Source organism: Nocardioides proteolyticus, from assembly GCF_051280635.3.
GTDB lineage: Bacteria > Actinomycetota > Actinomycetes > Propionibacteriales > Nocardioidaceae > Nocardioides.
The window spans coordinates 32,459-58,430 of record NZ_JBNBPO030000016.1 but is presented as its reverse complement, the minus strand read 5'-3'; the positions used below and the strand labels follow the sequence as shown (position 1 = coordinate 58,430).

At 72.7% G+C, this 25,972-nt stretch carries 29 protein-coding genes; 10 read left to right on the top strand and 19 right to left on the bottom strand.

Annotated elements, in window-relative coordinates; translation table 11 throughout:
• Window positions 1–18: 18 nt before the first annotated feature.
• From ACPOLA_RS11290 to ACPOLA_RS11280, 3 genes are all read left to right on the top strand, one after another.
• On the top strand, window positions 19–846 hold the full coding sequence (locus ACPOLA_RS11290; RefSeq protein WP_435770529.1) for a class I SAM-dependent methyltransferase: 828 nt from the start codon (window positions 19–21) through the stop codon (window positions 844–846).
• Window positions 847–950: 104 nt separating this feature from the next.
• Window positions 951–1,190, top strand: coding sequence for an acyl carrier protein (locus ACPOLA_RS11285; RefSeq protein ID WP_435770528.1), 240 nt, complete (start codon window positions 951–953; stop codon window positions 1,188–1,190).
• Window positions 1,187–2,530, top strand: coding sequence for a class I adenylate-forming enzyme family protein (locus tag ACPOLA_RS11280; protein ID WP_435770527.1), 1,344 nt, complete (start codon window positions 1,187–1,189; stop codon window positions 2,528–2,530). Before ACPOLA_RS11285 ends, ACPOLA_RS11280 begins: the two co-directional genes overlap by 4 nt.
• Before the next feature lie 41 nt (window positions 2,531–2,571).
• On the opposite strand, the gene ACPOLA_RS11275 is transcribed toward ACPOLA_RS11280, so the two are convergent.
• The 9 genes from ACPOLA_RS11275 to rfbA form a co-directional block, all read right to left on the bottom strand.
• The gene (locus tag ACPOLA_RS11275) at window positions 2,572–3,357 is read right to left on the bottom strand and encodes an enoyl-CoA hydratase-related protein (RefSeq protein WP_435770526.1); all 786 of its coding nucleotides are present in this window, start codon (window positions 3,355–3,357) and stop codon (window positions 2,572–2,574) included.
• 80 nt (window positions 3,358–3,437) lie between these two features.
• Window positions 3,438–3,854 carry a hypothetical protein gene (locus ACPOLA_RS11270; protein WP_435770525.1) on the bottom strand — a complete coding sequence of 139 codons (417 nt, stop codon included), beginning with the start codon at window positions 3,852–3,854 and terminating at the stop codon, window positions 3,438–3,440.
• Window positions 3,848–4,360, bottom strand: coding sequence for a class III extradiol ring-cleavage dioxygenase family protein (locus ACPOLA_RS11265; RefSeq protein WP_435770524.1), 513 nt, complete (start codon window positions 4,358–4,360; stop codon window positions 3,848–3,850). Before ACPOLA_RS11265 ends, ACPOLA_RS11270 begins: the two co-directional genes overlap by 7 nt.
• The gene (folP, locus tag ACPOLA_RS11260; RefSeq protein ID WP_435770523.1) at window positions 4,357–5,217 is read right to left on the bottom strand and encodes a dihydropteroate synthase; all 861 of its coding nucleotides are present in this window, start codon (window positions 5,215–5,217) and stop codon (window positions 4,357–4,359) included. The genes ACPOLA_RS11265 and folP overlap by 4 nt, the downstream gene beginning before the upstream one ends.
• A complete protein-coding gene (locus ACPOLA_RS11255; protein WP_435770522.1) occupies window positions 5,217–6,113 on the bottom strand; it encodes a glucosyl-3-phosphoglycerate synthase in 897 nt (298 codons plus the stop codon). The genes folP and ACPOLA_RS11255 overlap by 1 nt, the downstream gene beginning before the upstream one ends.
• A 261-nt stretch (window positions 6,114–6,374) precedes the next feature.
• Window positions 6,375–7,541 carry a baeRF2 domain-containing protein gene (locus ACPOLA_RS11250; protein WP_435770521.1) on the bottom strand — a complete coding sequence of 389 codons (1,167 nt, stop codon included), beginning with the start codon at window positions 7,539–7,541 and terminating at the stop codon, window positions 6,375–6,377.
• An 18-nt stretch (window positions 7,542–7,559) separates the two neighbouring features.
• Window positions 7,560–8,444: an N-acetylmuramoyl-L-alanine amidase family protein gene (locus ACPOLA_RS11245; RefSeq protein ID WP_435770520.1), complete on the bottom strand. Its 885-nt coding sequence runs from the start codon at window positions 8,442–8,444 to the stop codon at window positions 7,560–7,562.
• Window positions 8,441–9,445 carry a UDP-glucose 4-epimerase GalE gene (gene galE, locus ACPOLA_RS11240; protein ID WP_435770519.1) on the bottom strand — a complete coding sequence of 335 codons (1,005 nt, stop codon included), beginning with the start codon at window positions 9,443–9,445 and terminating at the stop codon, window positions 8,441–8,443. The genes ACPOLA_RS11245 and galE overlap by 4 nt, the downstream gene beginning before the upstream one ends.
• Window positions 9,446–9,569: 124 nt before the next feature.
• A complete protein-coding gene (rfbA, locus tag ACPOLA_RS11235; RefSeq protein WP_435770518.1) occupies window positions 9,570–10,436 on the bottom strand; it encodes a glucose-1-phosphate thymidylyltransferase RfbA in 867 nt (288 codons plus the stop codon).
• A gap of 66 nt (window positions 10,437–10,502) precedes the next feature.
• Here rfbA and rfbB point away from each other — a divergent pair, with 66 nt between their 5' ends.
• Genes rfbB through manA form a run of 3 tightly spaced genes read left to right on the top strand, consistent with a single transcriptional unit; the run spans window position 10,503 to window position 14,152 of the window.
• Window positions 10,503–11,501 carry a dTDP-glucose 4,6-dehydratase gene (gene rfbB / locus ACPOLA_RS11230; RefSeq protein WP_435770517.1) on the top strand — a complete coding sequence of 333 codons (999 nt, stop codon included), beginning with the start codon at window positions 10,503–10,505 and terminating at the stop codon, window positions 11,499–11,501.
• 36 nt (window positions 11,502–11,537) lie between these two features.
• The gene (locus ACPOLA_RS11225; protein ID WP_435770563.1) at window positions 11,538–12,935 is read left to right on the top strand and encodes a sugar nucleotide-binding protein; all 1,398 of its coding nucleotides are present in this window, start codon (window positions 11,538–11,540) and stop codon (window positions 12,933–12,935) included.
• 35 nt (window positions 12,936–12,970) lie between these two features.
• Window positions 12,971–14,152, top strand: coding sequence for a mannose-6-phosphate isomerase, class I (manA, locus tag ACPOLA_RS11220; protein ID WP_435770516.1), 1,182 nt, complete (start codon window positions 12,971–12,973; stop codon window positions 14,150–14,152).
• A 24-nt stretch (window positions 14,153–14,176) separates the two neighbouring features.
• Here the strand turns inward: manA and ACPOLA_RS11215 are convergent, their stop codons facing one another.
• The 3 genes from ACPOLA_RS11215 to ACPOLA_RS11205 all read right to left on the bottom strand — a co-directional run bounded on the left by ACPOLA_RS11215 (window position 14,177) and on the right by ACPOLA_RS11205 (window position 15,904).
• The gene (locus ACPOLA_RS11215; protein WP_435770515.1) at window positions 14,177–14,488 is read right to left on the bottom strand and encodes a DUF2516 family protein; all 312 of its coding nucleotides are present in this window, start codon (window positions 14,486–14,488) and stop codon (window positions 14,177–14,179) included.
• A gap of 97 nt (window positions 14,489–14,585) precedes the next feature.
• Window positions 14,586–15,443: a hypothetical protein gene (locus ACPOLA_RS11210; protein WP_435770514.1), complete on the bottom strand. Its 858-nt coding sequence runs from the start codon at window positions 15,441–15,443 to the stop codon at window positions 14,586–14,588.
• A gap of 8 nt (window positions 15,444–15,451) precedes the next feature.
• Entirely contained in the window at window positions 15,452–15,904 is a 453-nt protein-coding gene (locus ACPOLA_RS11205) for a helix-turn-helix domain-containing protein (RefSeq protein ID WP_435770513.1), read from the bottom strand.
• Between the two features lie 122 nt (window positions 15,905–16,026).
• Here ACPOLA_RS11205 and cysC point away from each other — a divergent pair, with 122 nt between their 5' ends.
• Window positions 16,027–17,865 carry an adenylyl-sulfate kinase gene (cysC, locus tag ACPOLA_RS11200; RefSeq protein WP_435770512.1) on the top strand — a complete coding sequence of 613 codons (1,839 nt, stop codon included), beginning with the start codon at window positions 16,027–16,029 and terminating at the stop codon, window positions 17,863–17,865.
• Window positions 17,862–18,866, top strand: a complete 1,005-nt coding sequence (locus ACPOLA_RS11195; RefSeq protein ID WP_435770511.1) for a sulfite exporter TauE/SafE family protein — start codon at window positions 17,862–17,864, stop codon at window positions 18,864–18,866. Before cysC ends, ACPOLA_RS11195 begins: the two co-directional genes overlap by 4 nt.
• Before the next feature lie 45 nt (window positions 18,867–18,911).
• Here the strand turns inward: ACPOLA_RS11195 and ACPOLA_RS11190 are convergent, their stop codons facing one another.
• The 3 genes from ACPOLA_RS11190 to ACPOLA_RS11180 all read right to left on the bottom strand — a co-directional run bounded on the left by ACPOLA_RS11190 (window position 18,912) and on the right by ACPOLA_RS11180 (window position 21,256).
• Window positions 18,912–19,046, bottom strand: coding sequence for a hypothetical protein (locus ACPOLA_RS11190; protein ID WP_435770510.1), 135 nt, complete (start codon window positions 19,044–19,046; stop codon window positions 18,912–18,914).
• Window positions 19,047–19,177: 131 nt separating this feature from the next.
• Window positions 19,178–20,344: a nucleotide sugar dehydrogenase gene (locus ACPOLA_RS11185; protein WP_435770509.1), complete on the bottom strand. Its 1,167-nt coding sequence runs from the start codon at window positions 20,342–20,344 to the stop codon at window positions 19,178–19,180.
• A gap of 9 nt (window positions 20,345–20,353) precedes the next feature.
• The gene (locus ACPOLA_RS11180; RefSeq protein WP_435770508.1) at window positions 20,354–21,256 is read right to left on the bottom strand and encodes a DUF8612 domain-containing protein; all 903 of its coding nucleotides are present in this window, start codon (window positions 21,254–21,256) and stop codon (window positions 20,354–20,356) included.
• Between the two features lie 153 nt (window positions 21,257–21,409).
• Between ACPOLA_RS11180 and cysD the strand changes: the two genes are divergently transcribed.
• On the top strand, window positions 21,410–22,324 hold the full coding sequence (gene cysD, locus ACPOLA_RS11175) for a sulfate adenylyltransferase subunit CysD (RefSeq protein ID WP_435770507.1): 915 nt from the start codon (window positions 21,410–21,412) through the stop codon (window positions 22,322–22,324).
• Window positions 22,324–23,589 carry a sulfate adenylyltransferase subunit CysN gene (gene cysN / locus ACPOLA_RS11170; protein WP_435770506.1) on the top strand — a complete coding sequence of 422 codons (1,266 nt, stop codon included), beginning with the start codon at window positions 22,324–22,326 and terminating at the stop codon, window positions 23,587–23,589. The genes cysD and cysN overlap by 1 nt, the downstream gene beginning before the upstream one ends.
• A 37-nt stretch (window positions 23,590–23,626) precedes the next feature.
• Here cysN and ygfZ read toward each other — a convergent pair whose 3' ends face one another.
• The 4 genes from ygfZ to ACPOLA_RS11150 are packed head-to-tail and all read right to left on the bottom strand — an operon-like array spanning window position 23,627 to window position 25,962.
• Window positions 23,627–24,589: a CAF17-like 4Fe-4S cluster assembly/insertion protein YgfZ gene (ygfZ, locus tag ACPOLA_RS11165; protein ID WP_435770505.1), complete on the bottom strand. Its 963-nt coding sequence runs from the start codon at window positions 24,587–24,589 to the stop codon at window positions 23,627–23,629.
• A complete protein-coding gene (locus ACPOLA_RS11160; protein WP_435770504.1) occupies window positions 24,586–25,053 on the bottom strand; it encodes an adenylyltransferase/cytidyltransferase family protein in 468 nt (155 codons plus the stop codon). Before ACPOLA_RS11160 ends, ygfZ begins: the two co-directional genes overlap by 4 nt.
• Window positions 25,050–25,475, bottom strand: a complete 426-nt coding sequence (locus tag ACPOLA_RS11155) for a Fur family transcriptional regulator (RefSeq protein WP_435770503.1) — start codon at window positions 25,473–25,475, stop codon at window positions 25,050–25,052. The genes ACPOLA_RS11160 and ACPOLA_RS11155 overlap by 4 nt, the downstream gene beginning before the upstream one ends.
• The gene (locus ACPOLA_RS11150; RefSeq protein ID WP_435770502.1) at window positions 25,465–25,962 is read right to left on the bottom strand and encodes a heme-binding beta-barrel domain-containing protein; all 498 of its coding nucleotides are present in this window, start codon (window positions 25,960–25,962) and stop codon (window positions 25,465–25,467) included. Before ACPOLA_RS11150 ends, ACPOLA_RS11155 begins: the two co-directional genes overlap by 11 nt.
• Between the last annotated feature and the right edge of the window lie 10 nt (window positions 25,963–25,972).

Sequence of the window (25,972 nt, the reverse complement as noted above, 5' to 3'; positions counted from 1 at the left end):
CGACAGGAGAGCTCCCCGATGCCTGACTTCGCCCCCGCTGCGCACTACGACCGCGTGACCGAGGCCTGGAACCACCTGCTCGGCAACGAACTGCACTACGGCGTCTTCGACCGTGGTGACGAGGACCTGGCGACCGCCACCGCCGCCCTGACGAACCGGATGGTCGACGGCGCCCGGCTCGAGCCCGGGCTGCGCGTCCTCGACGTCGGCTGCGGCACCGGCGCCCCGGCCTGTCACCTCGCCGAGGAGTTCGGCGTCGAGGTCGTGGGCATCACCACCAGCGAGGTCGGGGTCGAGCAGGCGACCCGCCGCGCCGCCGAGCGCGGGCTCTCCGACCGCGTCACCTTCGAGCTCCGCGACGGCACCGCCAACGGCCTCCCCGACCGGTCGTTCGACCGGGTCTGGGTCCTCGAGTCGTCGCACCTGATGCCCGCCCGCGACGCGCTCGTCGCCGAGTGCGCCCGGGTGCTGCGCCCGGGCGGCCGGATGGTGCTGTGCGACGTGATGCGGATGCGGACCATCCCGTTCGAGGAGCTGCGCACCAGGACGGCCGAGTTCGCCGTGCTCCGCGCCGCGTTCGGCAACGCCCGGATGGACTCCATGGACGAGTACGTCGCGCTCGCCGAGGGCAACGGCCTCGAGGTCGACGTCCGGGAGGACCTCACCGCCGCCACCCTGCCGACCTTCGACCGGTGGCTGGCCAACGCCGACCGCTACGCCGACCTCGCCACCGAGGCACTCGGCCAGCAGGGTCTCGAGGAGTTCCGCGAGGGGAGCCGGGTCCTCGACGGCCTCTGGCGCGAGGGCACCCTCGGCTACGGGCTGTTCGCCGCCCGCCGACCGTGAGCCACGCCCCCGGCCCGACCCCGGCCCGGGCGGCGACCCCCATCAACCCAACCGAGGACGTCGGCCGGGCAACCCGCCCGGCGCGAAGCTAGAAGGAGAAACCGGTGACCGATTCCGACCTCGTGGTGCAGACGGTGCGCAAGTTCCTGCGGGTGCAGAACCTGGACGAGAACACCGACCTCGACACCTCGATCTACGGCGACGGCCTCGGCCTGGACTCGCTGCAGATCGCCGAGCTGTCGGCGATGCTCGAGGACGCCCTCGGCCGCGACCCGTTCACGGCCGGTCAGGAGCCGGGCACGCTCGCGGAGGTCGTCGACTTCTACGCCCCAGCCGCTTCGTGATCGAGCTCCTCGAGGCCGCGGCGGCCGCCCGCGGCGGCGAGGTGGCCGTCGCCAGCGCTGCTCGGGCGACGACGTACGACGAGCTCCGCACGGGCGCGCACGCGGTGGCGACCGCGCTGCTCGACCGCGGCCTGCGCCGGATCGCCGTGCTCTCGCCCGAGCCCGCCGAGGTGCTGGCCGTGCTCGCCGCCTGCTCGCGCGTGGGCGTCGAGGCGTGCGTCTACCCGCTCGCCGCCACCGACGAGGCGGTGGACGAGATGGTGGAGCGCTTCGGGCACGAGGTGGTCGTCACCGACCGTGGTGCGCTCCGGTCGCCGACCATCCCCCCGCGTGAGCTGCTCGAGACCGCGCCGCAGGACCTGCCGCCGGTGCCGGAGTCCCGGCCGATCATGGTCATGACGACCGGCACCAGCGGCTTCCCGCGGGGTGTGCGGCACGAGTGGGAGCGCCTGCTCCGCGCCGTGCGCCGGATCAAGCCGGCCCCCGACCAGCGGTGGCTGCTGGCCTACGGGCTCAACCAGTTCGGCGGCCTGCAGATCCTGATCCACGTGCTCGCCGCGCACGCCACGTTGGTGGCGGCCCGCTCGTTCCAGCCGCGGGACGCGCTCGACGCCATCCGCGACGACGGCGTCACCCACGCGAGCGGGACGCCGACGTTCTGGCGCTTCGTCCTCGCCGAGATGGCAGCCGACGGCGGCGGGGTGCCCGGCCTGCGGCAGGTCACCCTCGGTGGCGAGGCCGTGCCGGGCGCCCTGCTGGAGCGGCTCAAGGCACGGTTCCCCGACGCCAACATCTCGCAGATCTACGGCGCTACCGAGTTCGGCCAGAACGTCACGGTGCGCGACGGGCTGCCCGGGCTGCCGCTGTCGATGCTCGAGCCGGGCGGCGACGTGGAGTTCAAGATCGTCGACGGCGAGCTGTGGGTGCGCTCCAAGGCCAGCATGCTGGGCTACCACGGCGAGGAGCGGGTCGAGGACGGCGCCTGGCGCGCCACCGGCGACCTCGTCGAGGTGGTCAGCGACCGCGTCGAGTTCCGCGGGCGGAAGACCGACGTCATCAACGTCGGCGGCATCAAGGTGCACCCCATCCCCGTGGAGGAGCGGGTCAGCCGGGTGCCGGGCGTGAGCCTGGTGCGCGCCTACGGCCGGCCCAACCCGATGACCGGCAGCGTCGTCGGCATCGAGATCGTGCTCGAGCCGGGCCACGACGCGGAGACGGTCGAGATGGCCGCGCGCGCCGCCTGCAGCGACCTGCCGCCCGCCGCCCGTCCCCGGAGCATCCGGTTCCTCGACACCATGTCGACGACCGGCAACAAGATGCTGCGCGGAGCGGCGCGCTGACCCGACGGGGCCGATTGGTCCGGACGGGCTCGCCCGGCCGGTCAGCCGCGACGGAAGGCCGGCTTCTCCTTGGCCAGGAAGGCGCGGACGCCCTCGGCGAAGTCGGCGCCGGTGTAGACCTCGCGCAGCAGCTCCTCCTCCCCCTCGGGGGAGGCCTCGGCCGCCCGCGCCCGGGTGAGCAGCTGCTGCTTGGTGACCTCGAGCGTCACCCGCGACGCCTGGCCGATGCCCTCGACCAGGCCGGCGACCTCCGCATCCAGCGCCGCCGCGTCGGCGACCGAGGCGACCAGCGCGCCGACGTTGTGGGCGCGGTCGGCGGTGACCAGCCGCGACGCCAGCAGCATCTCCCGGGTCAGCGGCTCGCCGAAGGTGGCGACGCAGCGGTAGACGATCGAGGCCGACAGGGCGTTGCCGAGCGTGCGCGCGATCGGGTAGCCGAAGCGGGAGCCGGCCGTCGCGACCCGCAGGTCGCAGTGCGTGGCGACGGCCAGGCCGCCTCCGACGCAGACGCCGTCGACCGCTGCGATGGTCACCTGGGGCAGCGCCCACAGCTTCTCGAGCAGCTCCCGGATCCAGTTCTCGTAGGCCACGGCGTCGGCCTCGAGGAAGTCGCTGATCTCGTTGCCCGCCGCGAACGCCTTGCCGCCCGCGCCCCGGAGCACGACCACGCCGACCGACCGGTCACCGGCCAGCTCGTCGCAGAGGTCCCGCAGCGCGCCGTACATCGCCCGGGTGAAGGCGTTGCGCCGCTCGGGCCGGTTGAAGGTAACCTCGACGACGCCGGGGGCCAGGCGGTCGCGGTCGATGAGCAGGTGGTCGTCCGTCACGGCCCGAAGAGTACGGCGACAGGTCCGCCCGGCGACGACGGGGCCGGTTCACGGCCGGGTCACCGCCGGGTCCCGACGGGTCAGGACCGGTCACGCTCGCGCCCCTCGGACGGGCGGCGCCACCTGCGGTCGAGGACGAGCAGGGTGTCCCGCCCGGGGAGCGCCCCGGAGCCCAGCCCGAGCGCCACCCCTGCGGCGTTGGCGGCGGCGTCGCGCCAGTCCAGCACCCGGTCCTCGGTCAGGGTGCCCTGGGCGACCTCCAGGCCCGCCCCGAGCACCACCAGGAACGCCGCGGCCGACAGCAGCCAGCCCCACCGCCGGAAGACCTGGACCGTCACGACCGCCACGGCGACGTAGGCGACCAGGTGCAGTCCCTTGTCGCCGTCGGGGACGTCCGGCGTGGGCGGCGGCGAGACCAGCGAGCCCACGACCACCGCAGCGACCGCCGCCACCCACAGGCCGAGCCACAGCGGCGGCCGGCGGAACGGCTTCAGCACCGGCCGCCCCAGCGGATCACCCAGTACTGCACGCCGAACGGGGCGTCGTCGTAGCGCACGTCGGCCCGAGCGCCGGGCGGCACCACGGCCGGCAGCTGGACCAGGGCGTCGGTGTCGGCCCACAGCTCCCGAGCTAGGCCGGCGTCGACCAGGCCGAGAGCGGTCAGGTCGCCGGTCAGCGCCGCACGCAGGCCGGCGTCGAAGTGCTCGGCACGCTCGTCGAGGTGGCCGGGAGCCTGCTCCGTGCGTCGCGCGGAGCCGTTGCCCACCACGAGCACGCCGGTCTCGTCGCGATCGACCACCGCGGCACCGACGGCCGCGACCAGGGCAGCACCGACCCGGGACCCCGGACGGCCCGCAGCCACCACCCGGACCCGCGGGCCCAGCTCGCCGACCGCCGCCAGGCACGCGGCCCGGAGCGCCGCGACCGGGTCGTCGATGGACGCGTGCTCGGGGAGCAGCGCCGGCACCCCGGGGACCAGCGCGGTGCCCACTGCGCCGCTCACTGCAGCCCTCGGATCGCGCGCCGGGGCGGCCGGCGGCCGGCGATGGACCACACCATGTCCACCGTCTGCCGGGTCTCGACGACCTGGTGCACCCGATAGATGCGCGCGCCCGCGAGCGCACACACCGCGGTCGCGGCGAGCGTCCCGGTCAGCCGCTGCCCGACGTCGAGCCCGAGCGTCTCGCCCACGAAGTCCTTGTTGGAGAGCGACACCAGCACCGGCCACCCCGTCGCGACCATCTCGCCGAGCCGGCGGGTGACCTCCAGGGAGTGGAAGGTGTTCTTGCCGAAGTCGTGGGCCGGGTCGATCACCACCGACTCCGGCGCCACTCCGGCCGCGACGGCGCGCTCGGCGTAGGCGACCGTGTCGGCGATCGCGGCCGCCACCACGTCGTCGTACTCCACGCGGTAGGGGCGGGTCCGCGGCGTCGCCCCGCCGGTGTGGGTGCAGACGACGGCAGCCCCCGCGGAGGCGGCAACGTCCACCAGCTCGGGGTCCGCGCCGCCCCACGCGTCGTTGAGCACGTCGGCGCCCGCCGCACACACCGCGGCCGCGACCTCCGCCCGCCACGTGTCGACCGAGATGACCACGTCGGGGTACGACGACCGCACCCGGGCCACGAGGTCGACCACCCGGGCCTTCTCCTCCGCCGGCGACACCTCCACGCCCGGCGCCGCCTTGATCCCGCCGATGTCGACGATCTCGGCACCCTGCGCGACGACCTCGGCGACCCGCTCGAACGCGGCCTCCTCGGCCCAGGTCGCGCCCCTGTCGAAGAACGAGTCGGGGGTGCGGTTGACGATCGCCATCATCAGGGTCGCGTCGTCGGCGAAGCGGTGCCGTCCCAGCCTCAGCATCACAGGTGCCCGAGCGCCGGCGGCCGTTCGAGGGTCAGCACCGTCCGGTCCGCCGGCTCGGGGCCGGGCAGGAACTGCCGGATGACCGCCGCCCCGGGTTCGGCCGTCGTGGTCAGCCCGGCGCGCGCCAGGGCCGCCGCCATGATCTGGGTCCCCATCGCGCCGAGGTCGAGCAGGGACTGGTGGCCGTGCGCGCGGACGCCGAGGTCGACCTGGGCGACGGCCTCCGCCCCGTGCGCCCGCACCGTGTCGACCAGCGCGGCGAGCTCGACGGCGTAGCCGACGGGGACCGAGAGCGAGGTGAACCACGAGCGCCGTACGGCCCACTCGCCGGCCAGCGGCTGCACGAGGCCGGCGAGCTCGGGATACAGCAGCGCGATGAGGGGGCGAGCCACCAGCTCCGTCACCCGACCACCCTCCAGGGGCCCGTCGACACCCGGCCGCTCGTAGAAGCCCTTGACCAGCTGCACCTCCGGGCGGGTCAGCAGCGGGCCCAGCAGCCCCGGGACGAAGTGGGTGTCCCAGTCGCGCAGGTCGGCGTCGATGAAGACCAGCAGGTCGCCGCTGGTCACGAACAGCGACTTCCACATCGCCTCACCCTTGCCCGGGTGGCTGCCGAGGTCCGGCCGGATCTCCGCCGAGCGATGCACCCGGGCCCCGGCCGACTCGGCGGCGGCGTAGGTGGCGTCCACGGAGTCGCTGTCGATCACGACGATCTCGTCGACCAGGTCGACCGTCTCCATCAGCGCCGTGCGGAGCCGCGAGACCACCTCGCCGACGGTCGCCTCCTCGTTGCGCGCGGGGACGACCAGACTCACCTTCGCCTCCGCGTCGTCCTTGGCGGAGAGGAGGCCGTCGAGGAGCCAGTCGTCCCACCGGGCGGAGCGGATCCCCATGGCAGCCAACCTACCGGTGGGCCGCACCGACCGATTCAGGCAATTGGGGTTCCCTCATCGAAGCCGGTGACCTACCGTCGGATTCCAGGCTCGGGCCGATGGCTTTGCTCCCCCAACTCACGTGGAGTTCCGCATGAGCTTCCGACGCCTGCGCCGCAAGATCCGGTGCTTCTTCAAGTACGGCCCGCACCGCTGCCCGCACATCGAGCGACACTCACGTCGCCGGCGTGCCCCCAAGCCACCCCGGGGGCGGCACGCGGTTCACCCCTGATCGCCGCGGTTCTCGGCGGCGGCCGCCTCGGCGGTCGCCTGGTCCGGCGTGCGGTCGTCCCAGCGCAGCAGGGCGGCGACGCCCGAGGACAGCGCGAGGTCCTGCGGAAGCGGCATCCCGGCCGGCAGCACGGACACCTCCGCGTCGGTGAGCGCCGCGGCGGCGACCAGCACCTGGTCGGCCGGCAGCTCACCGGCCTCCATCGCCGACGGCGGCAGCGCCAGGCCGGGGTGGTCGCCGGCTGCCACGGTGACCGCGTGGGCGTCGTCGAGGTCGAGCACCAGCCGCTCGACCGCCCCCTTGACGAAGGCGTCGGCGACCGGGTCCGGGCCGGTGAGGACCCCCTCGGAGACGGCGACGCCGCGCGCGATCCGCTGACCGAGGTCGTCGACCTCACGGGCCTCGAGGTCGGCGAGCGCGCGGCGGACCTCCTCCCACAGCGCGTCCTCCGAGGCGCCCGCGGCGCGGCCGCCGGCCTCGGTCTGCACGATCGTGACGTCGTCGCGGTCGCCCAGCATCTCCGCGATGTCGGCCCGCGCCCGCACGTCGCCGGCGAGCACGATCAGCCGCACGCCCCGCCCGGTGATCGCCTGCTCGATGGCCTTCACCGCCAGCGCGGCGTTGTCGCGCCACTGGTTCTCCGAACGCTCCTGGAACCGGCGGTGGGCCCAGCCGCCGACCGCCACCTTCGTGATGTGCAGCTCGCCGCCGTCGACCGAGCGGGACTGCTCCACCGCCGAGTTCGCCGCGTGGTAGAGGTCCACGTCCGCGCCGACCCGGTCGGCCCGGACCACGAGGAAGGGGAACTGACCGTCGGCCATGCTGAGCCAGCCGCTGAGGTCGGGCAGCGGACCGACCTCCACGGTCTCGGGGCGGTGCGAGTCTCCTGCCCGGACGTCGTCGAACACGACCGACTCCGTGGTCGCGACGATGGTCCGCCACGCGGTCCCGGCGACGTGGGTCTGCTCCTTCAGCCGCTCCTCCAGCTCGGCCAGGAGCTCCGAGGAGAGACCGGCCTGCTCCAGCTCCTGCTTGGCGTTGGTCCACCGGGCGTCGAGCTGCTGCTGGGCGTTCTCGCTGTCCCGGCTCACCTCGAGGTGCAGCGAGACGTAGGGGCCGGACTGCTCGTAGATCGGTCGCAGGGTGTCGAGCTTCATGCCTTGCCCGTACCCGGGTCAGGCCGACAGATACGTCCGGATCCCCGCGACGACCGCCTGCGCGTACCGCGCCGGGCCCCCGTCGCTGCGCATCAGCGCCGCCTCGCCGGGGTCGCGCATGTTGCCCAGCTCCGCGAGGACCGTGGGCACGTCGGACAGGTTGAGGGTGCCCAGGTCGCGGCGGACGTCGATCCCGCGCCGGCCTCGGTAGGTGGAGGTCGCGAAGCCCGCGTCGACGAGGGCGTCCCGCAGCGCGCGCGCCAGCTCGGCGGAGTCGGCGGCGATGTCGTCGGTCCAGCCGCGTCGTACGCCCGGACGGATGACGTGGAAGCCTCGGGCGCCGGGGTCACGCACGCCGTCGGCGTGCAGGCTCACCTTCACGTCGGCCGTCGGGCCCGGCGTGCCGGGGTTGCCGGCGCGGCCCCGCTCGTCGATGCAGGGCCCCCAGCGCCGGAGGCTGTCGGAGCTGCGGGTGAGCACGACGGTGGCGCCGAGCCGGCGGAGCCGGCGCGCGGCCTGCTGCGCGACCTCCCACACGAACGTCGACTCCGGGTAGCCGTCGTCGGTCGAGGTGCCGGTCGTGTTGCACTCCTTGCGGAGCCCGCCCGCGTCCACCGGGCGCCGGATCCGGTCGGGGAAGCGGCCGTTGCCGCGCTGGTGGCCCGGGTCGAGCACCACCACCCGGCCCGCTAGCGGGCCCGGTTCCCGCGGGTCGGCCGGTCGGGTGGCCGCGGTGCCGGTGGTCGGCGTCGACGACGCATCGGTGCCGGTGTCCCGGGTGGTCGGCGGGGAGCCGGGCGCGTCCCCGAGGCCCGAGCACCCGGCCAGCACGGTGGCGAGCAGGGTGCCGACGAGGCCGATGACGACGGTGGCGAGGACGCGGCCCGCCGCCCGGCGGGTCACTCGTATCCCAGGACCGACTTCCGCTTCTCGCCCCAGGCGAGAGCCGACGCGATCGCCTCGTCCAACGACAGCTCGGTCTTCCAGCCGAGCAGCTGGGCCGCCTTGTCCGCGTTGGCGTAGGCGCCGGCGGCGTCGCCGGGCCGGGGCGGGGCCTCGGTGACCGGGATCGGCTTGCCGACCACCCGCTCGACCGCCGCGAGCAGCTCACGGACGGTCACGCCGTCCCCACCGCCGATGTTGATGTAGGTGAACGGCGCGTCCACCTTGGCGACCACGCTGTCGAACTCCTCGATGGCCCGCACGTGGGCGCGGGCGAGGTCCCAGGCGTGGATGTAGTCGCGGATGCCCGTGCCGTCGCGGGTGGGGTGGTCGGTGCCGGTGATCGTGAACGTCTCCCGGAAGCCGAGGGCCGCCTGCGCCATGAGCGGCACGACATGGGTGGCGTCCCGCAGGTGGTAGCCGGTCTCCAGGTCGGGGTCGGCGCCGATGGGGTTGAAGTAGCGCAGGATGATCGCGCGGAGCGGGGTGGCGCGGCTCATGTCCTCCAGCACCATCTCCATCATCCGCTTGGTCCGGGCGTACGGCGAGGTCGGCTCGACCGGGTCCTCCTCCGTCACCTCGAAGTCGGGCTGCATCGCGTACAGCGACGCGGTGGAGGAGAAGACGATGCGCGGGCGACCCAGGGCGGTCAGCTCGTCGAACATCTCCAGCGACTTCGCCACGTTGTCGCGGTAGTACTCGTAGGGCAGGTCGACCGACTCGGGCACCACGATCCGGGCAGCCATGTGGATGGTCGCCTCGATGTCCGGGTGCTCGGCGACCACCCGGCGCAGCAGCGCGCGGTCGGCGATGTCGCCCTCGTAGAAGATCCGGTCGCCGACGTACTGCCGAGGCCCGGTGAGCAGGGAGTCCAGGACGACCGGCGTGTGCCCGGCCTGCTCCAGCGCCTTCGACGTGACGGAGCCGAGGTAGCCGGCGCCGCCGGTGACGAGAACCTTCATGCCGCCCGACCCTACCGACTCGGGGCGACGCCTCCCCGCGGCCATCGCGGTCGGAAACCCTCAGCTCCCGCGTCGGGCGGACAACCCAGCGTCCCGGCCGCTCGTGGGAGCCGAACCGTGCTGGTCAGGACTCGTCGAGCAGCTCGAGCAGGTATCTCCCGTAGCCGCTCTTGAGCAGGCCCTGCGCGAGGTCGGCGAGCTGACCGTCGTCGATGTAGCCCATCCGCCACGCCACCTCCTCCGGCGCGCCGACCTTGGTGCCCTGCCGCGCCTCGAGCGCGCGCACGAAGTTGCTCGCGTCGTTGAGGTCGTCGAAGGTCCCCGTGTCGAGCCAGGCCGACCCACGTGGCAGCACCTCCACCTGCAGCCGGCGCTCCTGGAGGTAGAGGCGGTTCAGGTCGGTGATCTCGAGCTCCCCGCGGGCCGACGGCCGCAGCGACCTCGCGCGGTCGACCACGTCGGGACCGTAGAAGTACAGGCCCGGCACGGCGTAGTGGCTGCGCGGCTTCTCGGGCTTCTCCTCCAGCGAGACGGCACGGCCGTCGTCGTCGAACTCCACGACGCCGTACGCCGACGGGTCGGCCACGCGGTAGCCGAACACGGCGGCGCCGTCGAGGTCCTGGAAGCGGCGCAGCCGGGTGCCGAGCCCCGCGCCGTAGAAGATGTTGTCACCGAGGACGAGACCCGCGCCGGCACCGGCGAGGTGGTCCTCGCCGATCAGGAACGCCTGCGCCAGCCCGTCGGGCGAGGGCTGGACGGCATAGTCGATCTCGATGCCCAGCCGCGACCCGTCGCCGAGCAGGCGGCGGAACTGGTCGGCCTCGTGCGGCGTGGTGATCACCAGCACCTCGCGGATCCCCGCCAGCATCAGGGTGGACAGCGGGTAGTAGACCATCGGCTTGTCGTAGATCGGCATCAGCTGCTTGCTGATCGCGTGCGTGATGGGGTGCAGCCGGCTGCCCGTGCCTCCGGCGAGGATGATGCCGCGCATGTCTTTCCCGCTCCTGGTTGTGGCGATCGGCGGTGACGCCCGATTGTCCTCCATAGACTGCGGCACGTGCAGCGGATCCTCGTCACCGGCGGCGCCGGCTTCATCGGCTCCAACTTCGTCCACCACCTGGTCCGGCACACCGGGGCCCGGGTCACGGTGCTCGACAAGCTGACCTACGCCGCCAGCCGCGAGGCGCTGGAGGGGCTGCCCGAGGACCGGGTGCGCCTCGTCGTCGGCGACGTCGCCGACGCCGCCGTCGTCGAGCCGCTCGTGGCCGACCACGACGCCGTGGTGCACTTCGCCGCCGAGTCCCACAACGACAACTCGCTGACCGACCCCTCCCCCTTCATCCGCACCAACCTGGTCGGCACGTTCACCCTTCTCGAGGCGGTCCGCAAGGCCGACGCCCGCCTGCACCACGTGTCGACCGACGAGGTGTACGGCGACCTGGAGCTCGACGACCCGCAGCGGTTCACCGAGGAGACGCCGTACCGGCCGTCGTCGCCGTACTCGGCCTCCAAGGCGGGCTCGGACCACCTCGTGCGCGCGTGGGTCCGCAGCTTCGGTGTCCGCGCCACGATCTCGAACTGCTCGAACAACTACGGCCCGTGGCAGCACGTCGAGAAGTTCATCCCGCGCCAGGTGACCGAGGTCGTCGACGGGCGCCGGCCGCGGCTCTACGGATCCGGCGCCAACGTCCGCGACTGGATCCACACCGAGGACCACTCCTCCGCGGTGCTGCGGATCCTGCTCGACGGGCGGATCGGCGAGACCTACCTCGTCGGCGCCGACGGCGAGCGGAGCAACCTGGAGGTGGTGCGGATGATCCTGCGCCTGATGGGCCGCCCCGAGGACGACTTCGAGCAGGTCACCGACCGACCGGGCCACGACCTCCGCTACGCGATCGACGCCGGCCGGCTGCGCACCGAGCTGGGCTGGACGCCGCGGTACGGCGACTTCGAGGCCGGCCTGGCGCAGACGATCCGGTGGTACCAGGACAACGAGGCCTGGTGGCGACCGCACAAGCAGGCGACCGAGGCGGCGTACGCCGCGAAGGGGCAGTAGCCGATGTCGGATCGGGCCGTGGCGCGCCCTGAGCGCGTGTCCGAGCTGGCCGTCGAGCGGACGCCGGTGCCGGGCCTGCTCGTCGTCCGGCTGCCGGTGCACCGCGACGCGCGCGGCTGGTTCAAGGAGAACTGGCAGCGGGAGAAGATGACGGCGCTCGGCCTGCCCGACTTCGGGCCGGTCCAGAACAACATGAGCTACAACGCCGCCCGGGGCGCGACCCGGGGCGTCCACACCGAGCCGTGGGACAAGCTGGTGTCGGTGGCGACCGGGCGGGTCTTCGCGGCGTGGGTCGACATGCGGGCCGGTGAGTCCTTCGGGGCCACGCACACGATGGAGATCGACGAGGGCGTCGCCGTGTTCGTGCCACGAGGAGTCGGGAACTCCTACCAGGCGCTCGTCGACGGCACGGTGTACTCCTACCTGGTCAACGACCACTTCCAGCCCGGGCGCAGCTATCCCGCCCTCAACCTCGCGGACCCGACCGTCGCCATCCCGTGGCCGATCCCCCTCGACTCCGCCGAGGTCGAGATCTCGGAGAAGGACCGCACCAACCCCTTCCTCGACGAGGTCCGCCCGATGGCGCCCCGGCGCGTGCTGATCACCGGCTGCCGCGGGCAGCTGGGGCGGGCGCTGGCGCGGGAGTTCCCGGGTGCGACCACCGTCGACCTCGACGAGCTCGACCTGACCGACCCCCGTGCCCTCGCGGCCTGGCGGTGGGAGGACCACGACGTGGTGCTGAACGCCGCGGCCCACACGGCGGTCGACGCCGCCGAGACCGACGAGGGACGCGTCGCCGCCTGGGCGGCGAACGCCACGGCACCGGCGGCGCTCGCGCGGATCGCCGCGGAGCGCCGGCTGACCCTGGTGCACTACTCCACCGACTACGTCTTCGACGGCCGGCCGACCGAAGGCGGCCACCGCGAGGACGACCCGCTCGCGCCGCTCGGCGTCTACGGCCAGGCCAAGGCCGCCGGCGACCTGGCCGTGGCCGCGGCGCCGCGGCACTACCTCCTCCGCACGTCGTGGGTGATCGGCGACGGCCATAACTTCGTGCGCACGATGGCGCGGCTGGCCGCCGACGGCGTGACGCCCAGCGTGGTCGACGACCAGGTGGGGCGGCTGACCTTCACCGACGAGCTCGCCCGCGCCACCCGCCACCTGCTCGCGACCGGCGCCCCCCACGGCACCTACAACGTCACCAACAGCGGGCCGCCTCGCTCGTGGGCCGCCTACGCCCGCCGTGTGTTCGAGCTCTGCGGCCGCGACCCGGCCGACGTACGCACCACCACCACCGAGGAGTACGGCGCCGGCAGGAGCCTGGCGCCACGGCCGCGCAACAGCGTGCTCGCGCTCGACAAGCTCGCTGCCACCGGCTTCAGCAGCACCGATGCCGACGAGGCCCTCGCCCGCTACCTCGCCGCAGCACCCTAGGCTTGTCGCCCGCACCCGACCGACCCGGAGACCTCTTGCTCGCCCTCGTCTGCCCCACCCAGTCCTACGACTGGGGCTCCCCGGACGCCATTCCCGGCTTCCAGCGCCGGACCGCCGACGGCGGTCCGGTCGCCGAGGTGTGGCTCGGCACGCATCCGCTCGGCACGGCGCGGGTGGTCGACGCCGACGGCGGCGAGCGGCCGCTGACCGAGGTCGCCGGACAGCTGGGCTTCATGCTCAAGATGCTGGCGGCCGAGCGGCCGCTGTCCATCCAGGTGCACCCGAACGCCGATCACGCCCGCGCGGGCTTCGAGGCCGAGGAGTCGGCCGGCGTGCCGCTCGACGCCCCGCACCGGGTCTACAAGGACCCCCACCCGAAGCCGGAGATGGTCTACGCCCTCTCCTCCTTCGACACCCTCGTCGGGCTCCGGCGGACCTCGGAGATCGCCCGCGTGCTCGCCGGGCTCGAGCACCCGCTGGCCAAGGACCTCACCGAGGGCCTCCTCGACCGGCCGGGCTTCTCGGGGATCGTGAAGCTGATCGAGGGGCTGGTCGCCGACCCGCCGTCTCCCGAGGTCGTGGGCGAGGTGGTCGAGGACTGCCGGAGGGCCCTCGACGCCGGCCTCGACGTCAAGCGGGCCTACGCCACCGCCGTGGAGATCGCCGAGACCTGGCCCGGGGACGTCGGCGTCATCGTCTCCCTGCTGCTGAACCGGCTGACCCTGCAGCCCGGCGAGGCGGCGTACCTGGCCACGGGCATCATCCACGCCCACCTCCGCGGGCTGTGCCTGGAGGTGATGGTGTCCTCGGACAACGTGCTGCGGGCGGGCCTCACCACCAAGCACGTGGACACCCAGGGCCTGATGCAGTGCCTGGAGGAGGGCACGTCCCGCGCCGCCCGCGTCGAGCCACTGGTCTTCAACTACTCCACCGACGTCTTCAGTCCTGGCCCGGACTTCGCGCTGTCGGTGACCCAGAGCTCGCTCGCCGACCCGGCGGGCGTGGTGCTGCCGGCGTCAGGCCAGCGGCTGCTGGTCTGCACCGGTGGCGAGGTCGCCCTGGTCAACGAGCGCGACGAGATCCTCCGGCTCCGCAGGGGCGACGCGGCCTTCGCCGACGACAGCGACGGGGAGCTGCGGGTGATCGGCACCGGCGAGGTCGCCCAGGGCTACCTGCCCAGCGGCGAGCAGACCGGCCAGCTCTTCGACCTGCTCTGACCCCGCTCTCGACCCGGGCCCGGCTCAGCGGCGGCGCAGGCCGGCCAGCGCGGGCCGGACGTCGACCAGGTAGACCAGCGCGGCGACCGTCATCGCGAGGTTGACGATCGACAGGTCGAAGCCGACCCAGAGCAGCAGCTGGAGCATCAGGCCCACTGCCAGGATCGCCACCCAGGTGACCTTGTTGAGCTTGCCGGCGGCGTGGTACGACTCCGCGGAGTAGAGCAGCGCGTTCGCGAACGCGTAGATCTTGATGACGAGCAGCACGAAGGCGATGCCGACGTTGATCCACGCCTCGACGTCGTTGTACGGGTAGACGAACCCTCCGCTGACCATGGTGCGCCGATCCTAGCCGGGGACCGTTCCGGGGCCCGCAGCACCTCGCGACCGGGGCGCGGGCGGTGGGCCCGCACCCCGGCGCGACCTCAGCAGGTCAGCTGGCGGCGCCGTCCGCGGACACGGCAGGGCTCTGCTCGGTGGGCTGGCTGGCCGGGGCGGCGGGCGCCTTCTTCGCCGTGGGCTTGCGAGCGGGCGCCTTCTTGGCCGCGACCTTCTTGGCCGCGGCTTTCTTGGTGGCGGGCTTGGCGGCCGGCTTGGCGGACTTGGTGGCCGCGGCCTTCTTCGCGGCCGGCTCCGCCTGCGCGGTGGTCGTGCCCGACGGCGCGGCGGCTGCCTGCTTGACGACGGTCGTCCGCTTCTTGGCGGGGGCCTTCCGCTTCACCACGGTGGTGGTCGCCGTCGACTCCGTCGCGGTGCGGGGCGCGACGGCGGGCTTCGCCGCAGCGTCGTCCTTCGGCGCCTCCGGGGAGCGCAGCTTCACGACCACGCCCTCGCCGCGCTTCGCCAGGTCGGCGTAGAGCGCGGTGGCGACGGCGACGTTCGCGTCGACCTTCCCCTTCACCGTGCTCTTCACCGTGCTCTGCACCCGGGTGGGGAGGGCGCGCGCGTCGGCCTGCAGGTCCGCGATCCGGGCCTCGGCGCGGCTGCGGCGGTCGGCGAGGGCGCCGAGCGCCTTGCCCTGCAGCTCCCGGGGCTCGCGGATCTCGAGGCCGCGGACGGCCTTCTGCACCTCGCCGATCCTGGAGACGAGGTCCTGCTGCACGTCGACGACCCTGGCCGTCATCTTGGCCTGGACGTCGACGACGTAGGCCCGCACCGCTGCGACGGCCAGGTCGGTGGCGCCGACGCCGGCGTAGATCGGCTTCGCGGCGCTCGCCGGGAGGTCCGGCAGGTCCACGGTCTTGAGGTCGATCGTGGGGATCTCGATCTTCGGGAGCTCGAGCTTCGGCATGTGGTGTCTCACCCTTCTGTGGGGACGGAATCGGGGATCTTCGGGTTGGCGATCGGCGCGGCGTCCGGCCCTTCTGCCTCGTCGTCGCTGCCTGTGGAGTGCTCGGCTGCGTTGAGGGCGAGGAAGGAGGCGTAGACGTCGAGGAGCGACTGCTTCTGTCGCTCGGTGAGGTCGGTGTCGCCGAGGATCGCGAGCTCGACCGACCTCCCCACACCGTCATCGGGGCTGAGGATGCCCGCCCGGATGTACAGCTGCTCCGCAGAGATGCGCAGCGCCTTGGCGATCTGCTGGAGCACCTCGGCCGAGGGCTTGCGGAGCCCGCGCTCGATCTGGCTGAGGTAGGGATTGGAGACCCCCGCCTGCTCGGCGAGCTGCCGGAGGGACAGCCGGGCCGAGACCCGCTGCTCCTTGAGGTAGTCGCCGAGGGAGCCGACGGCCTGCCCCACCTTGCCCTTCGCCATGGCTCCATCGTGCTAGCAAAAGTTAGCGATCTGCAAGCTGGCCGCATCGCGAGACGGTCGGCCCACGCGCCTTGCACCGGCGCAAAGAGGAGCAACTCACTCGACTCTGTACGATCCAGTGTGTGTCGAGTCCGGTCCCGCAGCACTGCCCAGCGCCCCGGGAGCTCGACGACCTCGAGCTCCTCGTCTCGGGAGCGGCCGCGCCGATCACCGGCTTCGACGAGCCGGGCAGTCCGCTGACCATCACCCTGCCTCCGGAGCTGCGGGCACGGCTCGACGGCGGCGACGCCGTGGAGCTGGTCGACCCCGAGGGGCTCCCGCTCGCCCGGCTCACCCGCGCCCGCGAGGGGCTCGCCGTGCACCCGCTGGCGCACGCGCAGTTCGGACCGTTCCGCCGGCTGTACCTGCCGCCCGACACGGTCCGGAGCCGGTATGCCGGACGCACCGTGGTGGCCGTCTCCGACCTGCTCACCGACGTCCAGCTCGACCAGCTCCGCCGGCTCGGCCCGGTGCTGCTGCTCGCCCTGGTCGGCACCGGCACGCCCGCCGTGAGCCCCGTGGCGCTGCTCCGGGCGACGCTCCGCGTCGCCGAGCAGATCGACGCCGCCGTGGTCGCCGTCCCGCTCGCCGACCACGGCTCGCCAGCCGACCCCGCCCTGCGGGCGTCGGTGCTGGCGTCGTACGCCGGACCCGACCCGGTCGTGGAGCTGGCCTACGGCGGCGCGGCCCTGCCGGAGCTCGCCGACATCGCCGCCGAGGAGCGCCCCGCGCCCGACCGGCGGGGCCTGGTCCTCTTCTTCACCGGCCTCTCCGGCAGCGGCAAGTCGACGCTCGCGCGCGCCCTGATGGACCGGCTGCTCGAGCAGGGGGGACGCACCGTCACCAGCCTGGACGGCGACGTCGTACGCCGCCATCTCTCCGCGGGCCTGACCTTCTCCCGCGAGGACCGGGAGACCAACATCCGCCGGATCGGCTGGGTGGCGGCCGAGATCGCCCGTCACGGCGGGGTGGCGGTGTGCAGCCCGATCGCGCCCTTCGCCGAGACGCGCCAGCAGGTCCGGGCGATGGTCGAGGAGGCGGGCGGGGCGTTCTTCCTGGTCCACGTCGCGACGCCACTGGAGGAGTGCGAGCGACGCGACCGCAAGGGCCTCTACGCCAAGGCCCGCCGCGGCGAGATCCCGGACTTCACCGGCATCTCCTCGCCCTACGAGGAGCCGGTCGACGCGGACGTCCGGGTCGACACCACCGGCCGGTCGATCGAGGAGGCGCTCGACGAGGTGACCGCCGCTCTGCGCGACGCCGGCTACCTCGACCTCCCGGCCGCGACGCCCGCGACCGCCGCTGCACCGGCGCCGGACGACACGGAAGCCGCCGGAGCCACGGACGACACGGTCGGCGCACCGCCGGCGCCACGGCTCAAGGTGCTCTTCGTCTGCACCGCCAACATCTGCCGCTCCCCCTACATGGAGCTCCGCGCGCGGGCACTGGTGGGCGACGACGGCGGCGTCGAGCTCGCGAGCGCCGGCACCCACGGGTTCCGTGCCCACCCGGTCGACCCGACGATGGCCCGCGTCCTCGCCGAGCGCGGCGTGCCGGCGGACCTGGTCGCGGGCTTCGCCAGCCGCCCGCTGACCAAGGACCTCGTCGACGCCGCCGACCTGGTGCTCACCGCCGAGGCGACCCACCGGGCCTTCGTGCTCGAGGAGATGCCCGGCGCCTTCCGGAAGGTCTTCACCCTCGGGCAGTTCGCCGAGTCCGCCGCGCGGGTGGACCCGGGCATCACCGGCGCCGGCCTGGTCAGCGCCGTCGGTCACCGCCGGGCCGGGGCGACCGACGAGCACGACGTGCGCGACCCCTACCGACGGGGCCGGGCCGCGGCGGAGGCCTCCGCCGACCAGATCGACCGACTGCTGGCAGCCGTGCTCCCCCGCCTCGTCGGGCCGCAGGCAGGCGACCGATGAGCGAGTGGCTCACCCTCGCCGCGGCGTCCATCGCCGTGGCGGGCTTCGTGGTGGGCATCGTCGTCGGCCTCACCGGCATGGGCGGCGGTGCGCTGATGACGCCGGCGCTGATCTTCCTGGGCGTCGGCCACACCTCCGCCATCGTCACCGCCGACCTCACGGCCGCCGCGGTCTACAAGACCGGCGGCGCGCTGACCCACGCCCGCGAGGGCTCACCCAACCTCCGTCTGGCCCTCTGGCTCGTGGCGGGCTCCGTCCCCATGGCGTTCGTCGGGCCCTATCTCGTCAAGGCGCTGACCGACGACCCGCAGCAGCTCGAGCAGGTGCTCAAGCTCTGCATCGGCGTCGCGCTCCTCTTCGCCGCCTCGACCTACGCGCTCCGTCTCTACATCAACCTGCGGCGGGTCCGCGAGGGTCGCGACCTGCCCGACGACGACCCGCCGATCAGGCCGCTGCCGACCCTGCTGGTCGGCATGCTGGGCGGCCTGCTGGTGGGCATCACCAGCGTCGGCTCGGGGTCGGTCATCATGATCGCCCTGCTGATGCTCTATCCCGGGCTCTCGGCCGTGCGCCTCGTGGGCACCGACCTCGTCCAGGCGGTGCCGCTCGTGCTGAGCGCGGCGATCGCCAACATCCTCATCCACGGCCTGGACTGGGGGCTGCTCGTCCCACTGGTGATCGGCTCGGTTCCCGGGACCCTCCTCGGCGCACGACTCGCGCCGCGGGTGCCCCAGTCCTACATCCGGCGGGGCATCGTCATCGTGCTCACGATGTCGGGCGTGGCCCTGCTCTTCAAGGCCGGCCTCCACCCCTTCGGCGAGGGCCAGGAGACGGCGGAGGCCATGGTGGTGGCCGGGCTGGGCGTGGCGATGCTGGTGCTCGTGCCGTTCGTCTGGGGCGTGCTGCGGAGGAGGCACGGGCTCCCCATGTTCGGCGCGCCGACCGTGGCGGAGCTGGAGTCGCTGGGCGACCGGCGCCACGGCAGGGCGGCCCGGCGCTGACCGGGCGACCGGCCGACCGGCCGCTGACCGGGCGGCCGGGGACGCTCAGGGCTGGAGCTGGAGCTCCCGCTCCACCTCGAAGCCCGCGGAGCCGTGGCAGCGCGCGGCGTGGGAGAGGGCGACGGTGACCGCCGTCGCGGCAACCATCCAGAGACCGATCACAAGCGCAAGCACCAGCATGAGAACTCCTCCTGAGGTGGCCGTACCCGCCCCGGAGCGATGTAACCCCTGTCACACGACAGATTTTGCTCCGGGTGGTCTCCCCCTCCTCGGCAGCGCCGCCGCCGACCTGAGCGGTTCCCGCGCCCGGATCAGTCCCGCCCGTAGATGTCGCGGGTGTAGACCTTCGCCGCGACGTCGTCGAGGACCTCGGTGCGCCGGTTGGCGAGGATCACGTCGGACCGCCGCTTGAACTCGTCGAGGTCGCGGATGACCTCGGAGTTGTAGAAGCGGTCGTCCGGGAGCTCGGGCTCGTAGACGACCACCTCGACGCCCTTCGCCTTGATCCGCTTCATCACGCCCTGGATCGAGGACATCCGGAAGTTGTCGCTCCCCGCCTTCATGATCAGGCGGTAGACACCGACCACCTTCGGCCGTCGGGCGAGGATGTCGAAGGCGATGAAGTCCTTGCGCGTGGTGTTGGCCGCGACGATGGCGCTGATCAGGTTCTGGGGGACGTCCTCGTAGTTGGCGTGCAGCTGCTTGGTGTCCTTGGGCAGGCAGTAGCCGCCGTAGCCGAAGGACGGGTTGTTGTAGTGGGTGCCGATCCGCGGGTCGAGGCCGACGCCCTCGATGATCTGCGCGGTGTCCAGGCCCCGGCTCATGGCGTAGGTGTCGAGCTCGTTGAAGTAGGCGACGCGCAGCGCGAGGTAGGTGTTGGCGAAGAGCTTGACCGCCTCGGCCTCGGTCGAGCCGGTGAACAGCACCGGCACGTCCTCGGCGAGCGCCCCCTCCACCAGCAGCTTCGCGAACTGACGCCCGGCCTCGGTGTCCGAGCCGACGATGATCCGGGACGGGTGCAGGTTGTCGTAGAGCGCGTGTCCCTCCCGGAGAAACTCCGGGCTGAAGATGATCGACGCGCCCGGGTGCGCCTCCCGCAGCTGGCTGGTGAAGCCCACCGGCACGGTCGACTTGATCACCACCGTCGCGTGCGGGTTGGTCGCCAGCGCGTCAGCGGTGACCGCCTCGACGGTACGGGTGTCGAAGTAGTTCGTGACGGGGTCGTAGTCGGTGGGCGTCGCGACGATGACGTACGACGCGTCGACGTAGGCCAGCTGCTTGTCGAGGGTCGCGGTGAGCTGGAGCGGCCTCTCGCGCAGGTACTCCTCCAGCTCGGCGTCGACGATCGGGGACTCGCGACGGTTGACCTGCTCGACCTTCACCGGGTCCACGTCGAGCGCCCACACCTCGTTGCGCTGAGCGAGCACGACGGCGTTCGACAGGCCGACATATCCAGTCCCGACCACGGCGATCTTCATGCCAGCAGGCTAGGTGATCGCGCCCCTGGCCGTGGGGGCGTTCGGGCGTCCGGGTCGTGAACGCTGCGGCCGGACCGTCGCCTCGGCGGCGTCCCACTCCCAGACCGCGGAGATCGGCAGCCCCCACAGGTCGCGACGGTAGGCGTGGCCCGTCGCGGCGGTGTTGAGGACGACGCCCCCTCGGAACCGCCACCCCGCGCGGGCGGCCAGCACGTCCAGCCCGGCGAACTGGTGGGGCCGCAGACCACCGGCCGTCCGCACCTCCAGGCCGTAGACGGTGTCGTCCGGGAGCTCCACCACCAGGCCGACCGCGAGCCCGTTGCGCTCCCGCAGGTGGCTCAGCCGGAAGTCGACGGAGCTGGTCTCGCGCTGCCGCAGCAGCTCGGCGGCCACCATGCCGAAGAGCAACGGCGCGAGCCGGCTCCGGCCGCGCAGGGCGAGGAGGTCGTCGACCCGCGTGCCGGAGAGATGCCGCGCGACGGCGGGATCGTCGAACACCACCCGCGGCCGGCCGATGGCTCGCTTGGCGACCGAGGCCCGGCACCCGGGCAGCAGCCGGATCACGCCCAGCTCGACCAGCACGTCGACGTACGGCGTGAGGGTGGTGGCCGGGATGCCCGACTCCGCCGCGAGGCGGGTCTTGTTGAGCTCGGCCGAGGGAGGTCGCGCCAGCGCCCCGAGCAGGGCCAGCAGCCGGTCCGGGTCGAGTCGGCGCAGCGCCCTGGCGTCGCGGTCGGCCAGCCGGCGCAGCCGCGCGCCGGCGGTGTCGCCGGGGCCATCGGGATCGACGGGGCTGTCGGGCTGGTCGGGCTGGTCGGCCATCAGCGCGACGTAGTCGGGGACGTCGAAGGTCGAGCGCACCTCGCCCGGGACGGAAGCCCGCGACCCGAGCCGGGCGACGAAGTCGGCCACACCGGAAGGGTAGGACGCCGGGCGGGCGCGGCAGTGGCAAACTCGTGGATTTGTCTACGCCCCACGCTCGGATGCCTCGTGCCCGCCTCCTCCGTGGCACGATGGCTCCGCCCTGGACTCCTCCGGTTCGGAAAGGACGGCGCGGTTCCCGCCATGACCCAGACCCACACCGACTATCGCCTCAGCCAGCTCGACCAGCTGGAGGCGGAGTCGATCCACATCTTCCGCGAGGTCGCGGCGGAGTTCGAGAAGCCGGTCCTGATGTTCTCGGGCGGCAAGGACTCCATCGTGATGATGCGGTTGGCCGAGAAGGCGTTCTACCCGGCCAAGATCCCGTTCCCCGTCCTCCAGGTCGACACCGGCTACGACTTCCCGGAGGTGCTGGCGACCCGCGACAACTGGGTCAGCCGCCTGGGCGTCAAGCTGATCGTCGCCTCGGTCGAGCAGGCGATCGCCGACGGCGTGGTGGTCGACGACGGCAAGACCTCCCGCAACCGGCTGCAGATCGGCACGCTGCTCAACGCGATCGAGGAGAACGGCTTCACCGCCGCCTTCGGTGGCGGACGGCGCGACGAGGAGAAGGCGCGGGCCAAGGAGCGGGTCTACTCCCACCGCGACGAGTTCGGGCAGTGGGACCCGAAGAACCAGCGTCCCGAGCTGTGGAGCCTCTACAACGGCCGCCTCCACGAGGGCGAGCACATGCGGATCTTCCCCATCTCGAACTGGACCGAGCTCGACATCTGGGACTACATCGGGCGCGAGGGCATCGAGATCCCGAGCATCTACTTCTCCCACCAGCGGCGGGTCTTCGAGCGCGACGGCATGCTGCTGAGCGAGAGCGAGCACAACCCGCTGCGTGACGGCGAGGTCGTCCAGGAGCGCACCGTCCGGTTCCGCACCGTGGGCGACCTGACGCTGACCGGATGCGTCGAGTCCACCGCGAGCACGATCCAGGAGATCATCGAGGAGGTCGCGATCGCGCGGGTGACCGAGCGCGGCGCCACCCGCGGGGACGACCGGTTCTCCGAGGCCGCCATGGAGGACCGCAAGAAGGAGGGCTACTTCTGATGACCGACACCAAGCGCCCCATGGACCTGCTGCGGTTCGCGACCGCCGGTTCGGTCGACGACGGCAAGTCCACCCTGATCGGCCGCCTCCTGCTGGACTCGAAGGCGATCTTCGAGGACCAGCTCGAGGCCGTCGAGGCGACGAGCAGCGCCAAGGGCTACGACTACACCGACCTGGCCCTGCTCACGGACGGTCTCCGCTCCGAGCGCGAGCAGGGCATCACCATCGACGTGGCCTACCGCTACTTCGCGACGCCCAACCGCAAGTTCATCATCGCCGACACGCCCGGCCACGTGCAGTACACGCGCAACATGGTCACCGGCGCCTCGACGGCCAACCTCGGGCTCGTCCTCGTCGACGCCCGCCAGGGGCTCACCGAGCAGTCCCGCCGGCACGCGGTGATTCTCTCCCTGCTGCGCGTCCCCCACCTGGTGCTCGCGGTGAACAAGATGGACCTCGTCGACTACTCGGAGGACGTCTTCGACCAGATCCACCAGGAGTTCACGCAGTTCGCCACCAAGCTCAACGTGCCGGACCTCGCGGTCATCCCGATCTCGGCGCTCCAGGGCGACAACGTGGTGACCCGCTCCGAGAAGATGGCGTGGTACTCCGGGCCGACCCTGATGCACCACCTCGAGCACGTCCACGTGGCGTCCGACCGCGACCTGGTCGACGTCCGGTTCCCGGTGCAGTACGTCGTGCGTCCGAAGTCCGACGAGTTCCACGACTACCGGGGGTACGCCGGGCAGGTCGCCGGTGGCGTCCTCAAGCCGGGCGACGAGGTCGTCGTGCTGCCGTCGGGGATGACGTCGCGCATCTCGCGGATCGACCTGTTCGACGAGGAGATCGCCGAGGCGTTCCCGCCCATGAGCGTGACCGTGCACCTGGAGGACGACGTCGACGTCTCCCGCGGCGACATGATCGCCCGGGTCAACAACGCGCCGACCCCGAGCCAGGACATCGACGCCATGGTCTGCTGGATGACCACCACGCCGCTGCAGCCGCGGCAGAAGCTGGCGATCAAGCACACCACCCGCACCGGCCGGGCGCTCGTCAAGGACATCGCCTACCGGCTCGACGTCAACACCCTGCACCGCGACCAGGAGACCAACGAGCTGGGCGTCAACGAGATCGGCCGGGTCAAGCTGCGCACGACCGTGCCGCTGCTCTGCGACCCGTACTCCAAGAACCGCACGACCGGCTCGTTCATCCTGATCGACGAGGCGACCGGCGTGACCGTCGGCGCCGGCATGATCAACGGCTGACGCGGTCGGGCCGGCCGGCCGGCGGGTCCCGTCCCGGTCAGCGACGGGCGCGGAAGTGCAGGCCGACCTCGGGGTCCACGACGACCTCCTGCGCGGCCGGCAGCCCGCCGGCCTCGAGCTGCGCGTCGACGGCGACGTTACGCTTGAGCAGCGCCAGGGCGACCGGGCCGAGTTCGTGGTGCCGTGCCGACGACCCGACGAAGCCGACCTGCCGGTCCCCGAGCAGCACCGGCGTCCCGGCCTCGGGAAGCCGGTTCTCCGAGCCGTCCAGGTGCAGCAGGGTGAGCCGTCGGGGCGGCCGTCCGAGGTTGTGCACGCGGGCCACCGTCTCCTGGCCGCGATAGCACCCCTTGTCCATGTGGACGGCGCTCGCCCAGGCCGGCGCGTGGTCGGTCGCCAGGAGACCGAGCTCGTTGGGGATGGTGCGCTCGTCGGTGTCGACCCCGAGGCGCGGCTCGCCGCGAGCGATGCGCAGCGCGTCGAAGGCCCACAGGCCCGCGGCCGGCCCGGCGGCGGCGGCGTACGCCGTGAGCTGGTCGCGAGGGACGAGGTCGTAGCCCCGGGGTCGCCAGCAGACGGCGACGTCGGCCGTGACGTCGGCGACGTCCACCCTCGTCATGAACTTCATCCGCTCGAGGAAGCCGATCAGCGCGGCCGCGCGGCCCGGCTCGGTGTGGGCGGTGAACGCCTCACCGTCGTCGACGCCGGTGAAGCCGTGCTCGATGTGGCCCTGCGGGCTCAGCACCAGGGCGGTCACCCAGTAACCCTGCGCGAGGTCCTCGAACGACTGCGTGGTCAGGGAGTGCAGCCACGAGAGCCGGTCGGGCCCGGCGATGCGGACGACGTCGCGGTGGGAGAGGTCCACGAAGCCCTCGCCCTGGTCGAGCGCCCGCTGCTCGCCGTACAGGCTGCCGTAGTGGGCGGCCACCGGGGCGTCGACGCCGTCGCCGGCGACGGCGCCCGGCAGGTCGAGGAGCGGGCTGGTGCGGGTGGAGTTCATGTCAGGTCCCGGTAGTGCTCGAGGAGTCTGGTCAGGGTGCCGAGCGCCGCCTGCATCTCCTCGATGTGCACGGGGTCGAGGGTGCGGAGCATCTCCTTGATCTCGGTGCTGGAGACGCCCGAGGTGCGCGGCAGGTAGCGCACCTCGCAAACGTCGGAGAGGTCGTCGAACTTCCCGGCCCAGTCGTCGCCCATCACGAAGACGTCGACCTGGTGCTCGAGGATGTCGGACCGCTTCTGGTCCCAGGACCGCTCGGGGATCACCTGGTCGACGCCCTTGATCGCCCCGACGATGGCGGCCCTGTCGTCGTAGGACACCACCGACCGCTTGCCCTTCCCCGCGTTGAACTCGTCGGTGGAGACGCCGACGACGAGCCGGTCGCCCATGGCGGCGAGCCGCTCGATCAACCGCAGGTGACCGATGTGGAACAGGTCGAACGTGCCGTAGGTCAGCACCGTGGTCATGGGGTGTCCTCCTCGCACCGGGCGCACCTGCCGAACACGGCGAGGTGACCGAGATCCGGCGTGAAGCCCTTGCCGGAGAGCAGGTCGACGAACGGCGCCGCCTCCTCCGCGTCGACCGAGATCACCGAACGACAGCCGCGGCACACGAGGTGGAAGTGCTCGGCACCGCCGGTGGAGTGGTAGGTCGGCGCCCGGTCGCTCAGGTGGGTGTGCCGCACCAGGCCCAGCTCCTCGAGCACCTCGAGCGTCCGGTAGACCGTCGAGGCGTTGACCGCGCTCGCCCTCTGCTGGACGTGGGCCAGCACCTCGTCGGGCGTCGCGTGGCCGAGCTCGTCGACCGCCGCGAGGATCAGCTCCCGCTGAGGGGTCAGCCGGTAGCCCCGCTCGCGCAGGGCCTGGCGCCAGTCGGCGTCACTGGACACGCTTCAACCTCGCCCACAGGTGCGGCTGCAACGGCTGGCCCATCGCCGCCATGTCGAAGGCATAGAGCAGGTCGCCCTCGACGTTGCCGTAGAGCCGGTGCCCTGCGGAGTACTCCTTGGCCGTCTCGGTGCGCGCCACGGCGTCGGTGGTCCACTCGAACTTGCCGTCGGCCGCCTCGCCGTGCCAGATCTCCGCGAACCCGGTGTTGTGGGTCAGCAGGATCTCGAACCGGCCCTCGCCGACCGCGCGGATGAAGCCGGTCTCGATCGCCCGGTCGCGGACCTTCTCGCCCTGCTCGTCGATCTCCCACGCCCGCGCCATGTAGTGGAAGAACGGCCGCCCGTCGTGGGCGAAGATCAGCTCCTGCCCGAACTGGAACTTCTCGATCGTCGGGTAGTCGCCGTGGCCGTTCCCCCGCCACGTGCCGAGCATCCACGCGATCGGTCCGCAGTCGGGGTGCAGGTTCTCGGGGAGATGGAAGGCCACGAGGAAGCAG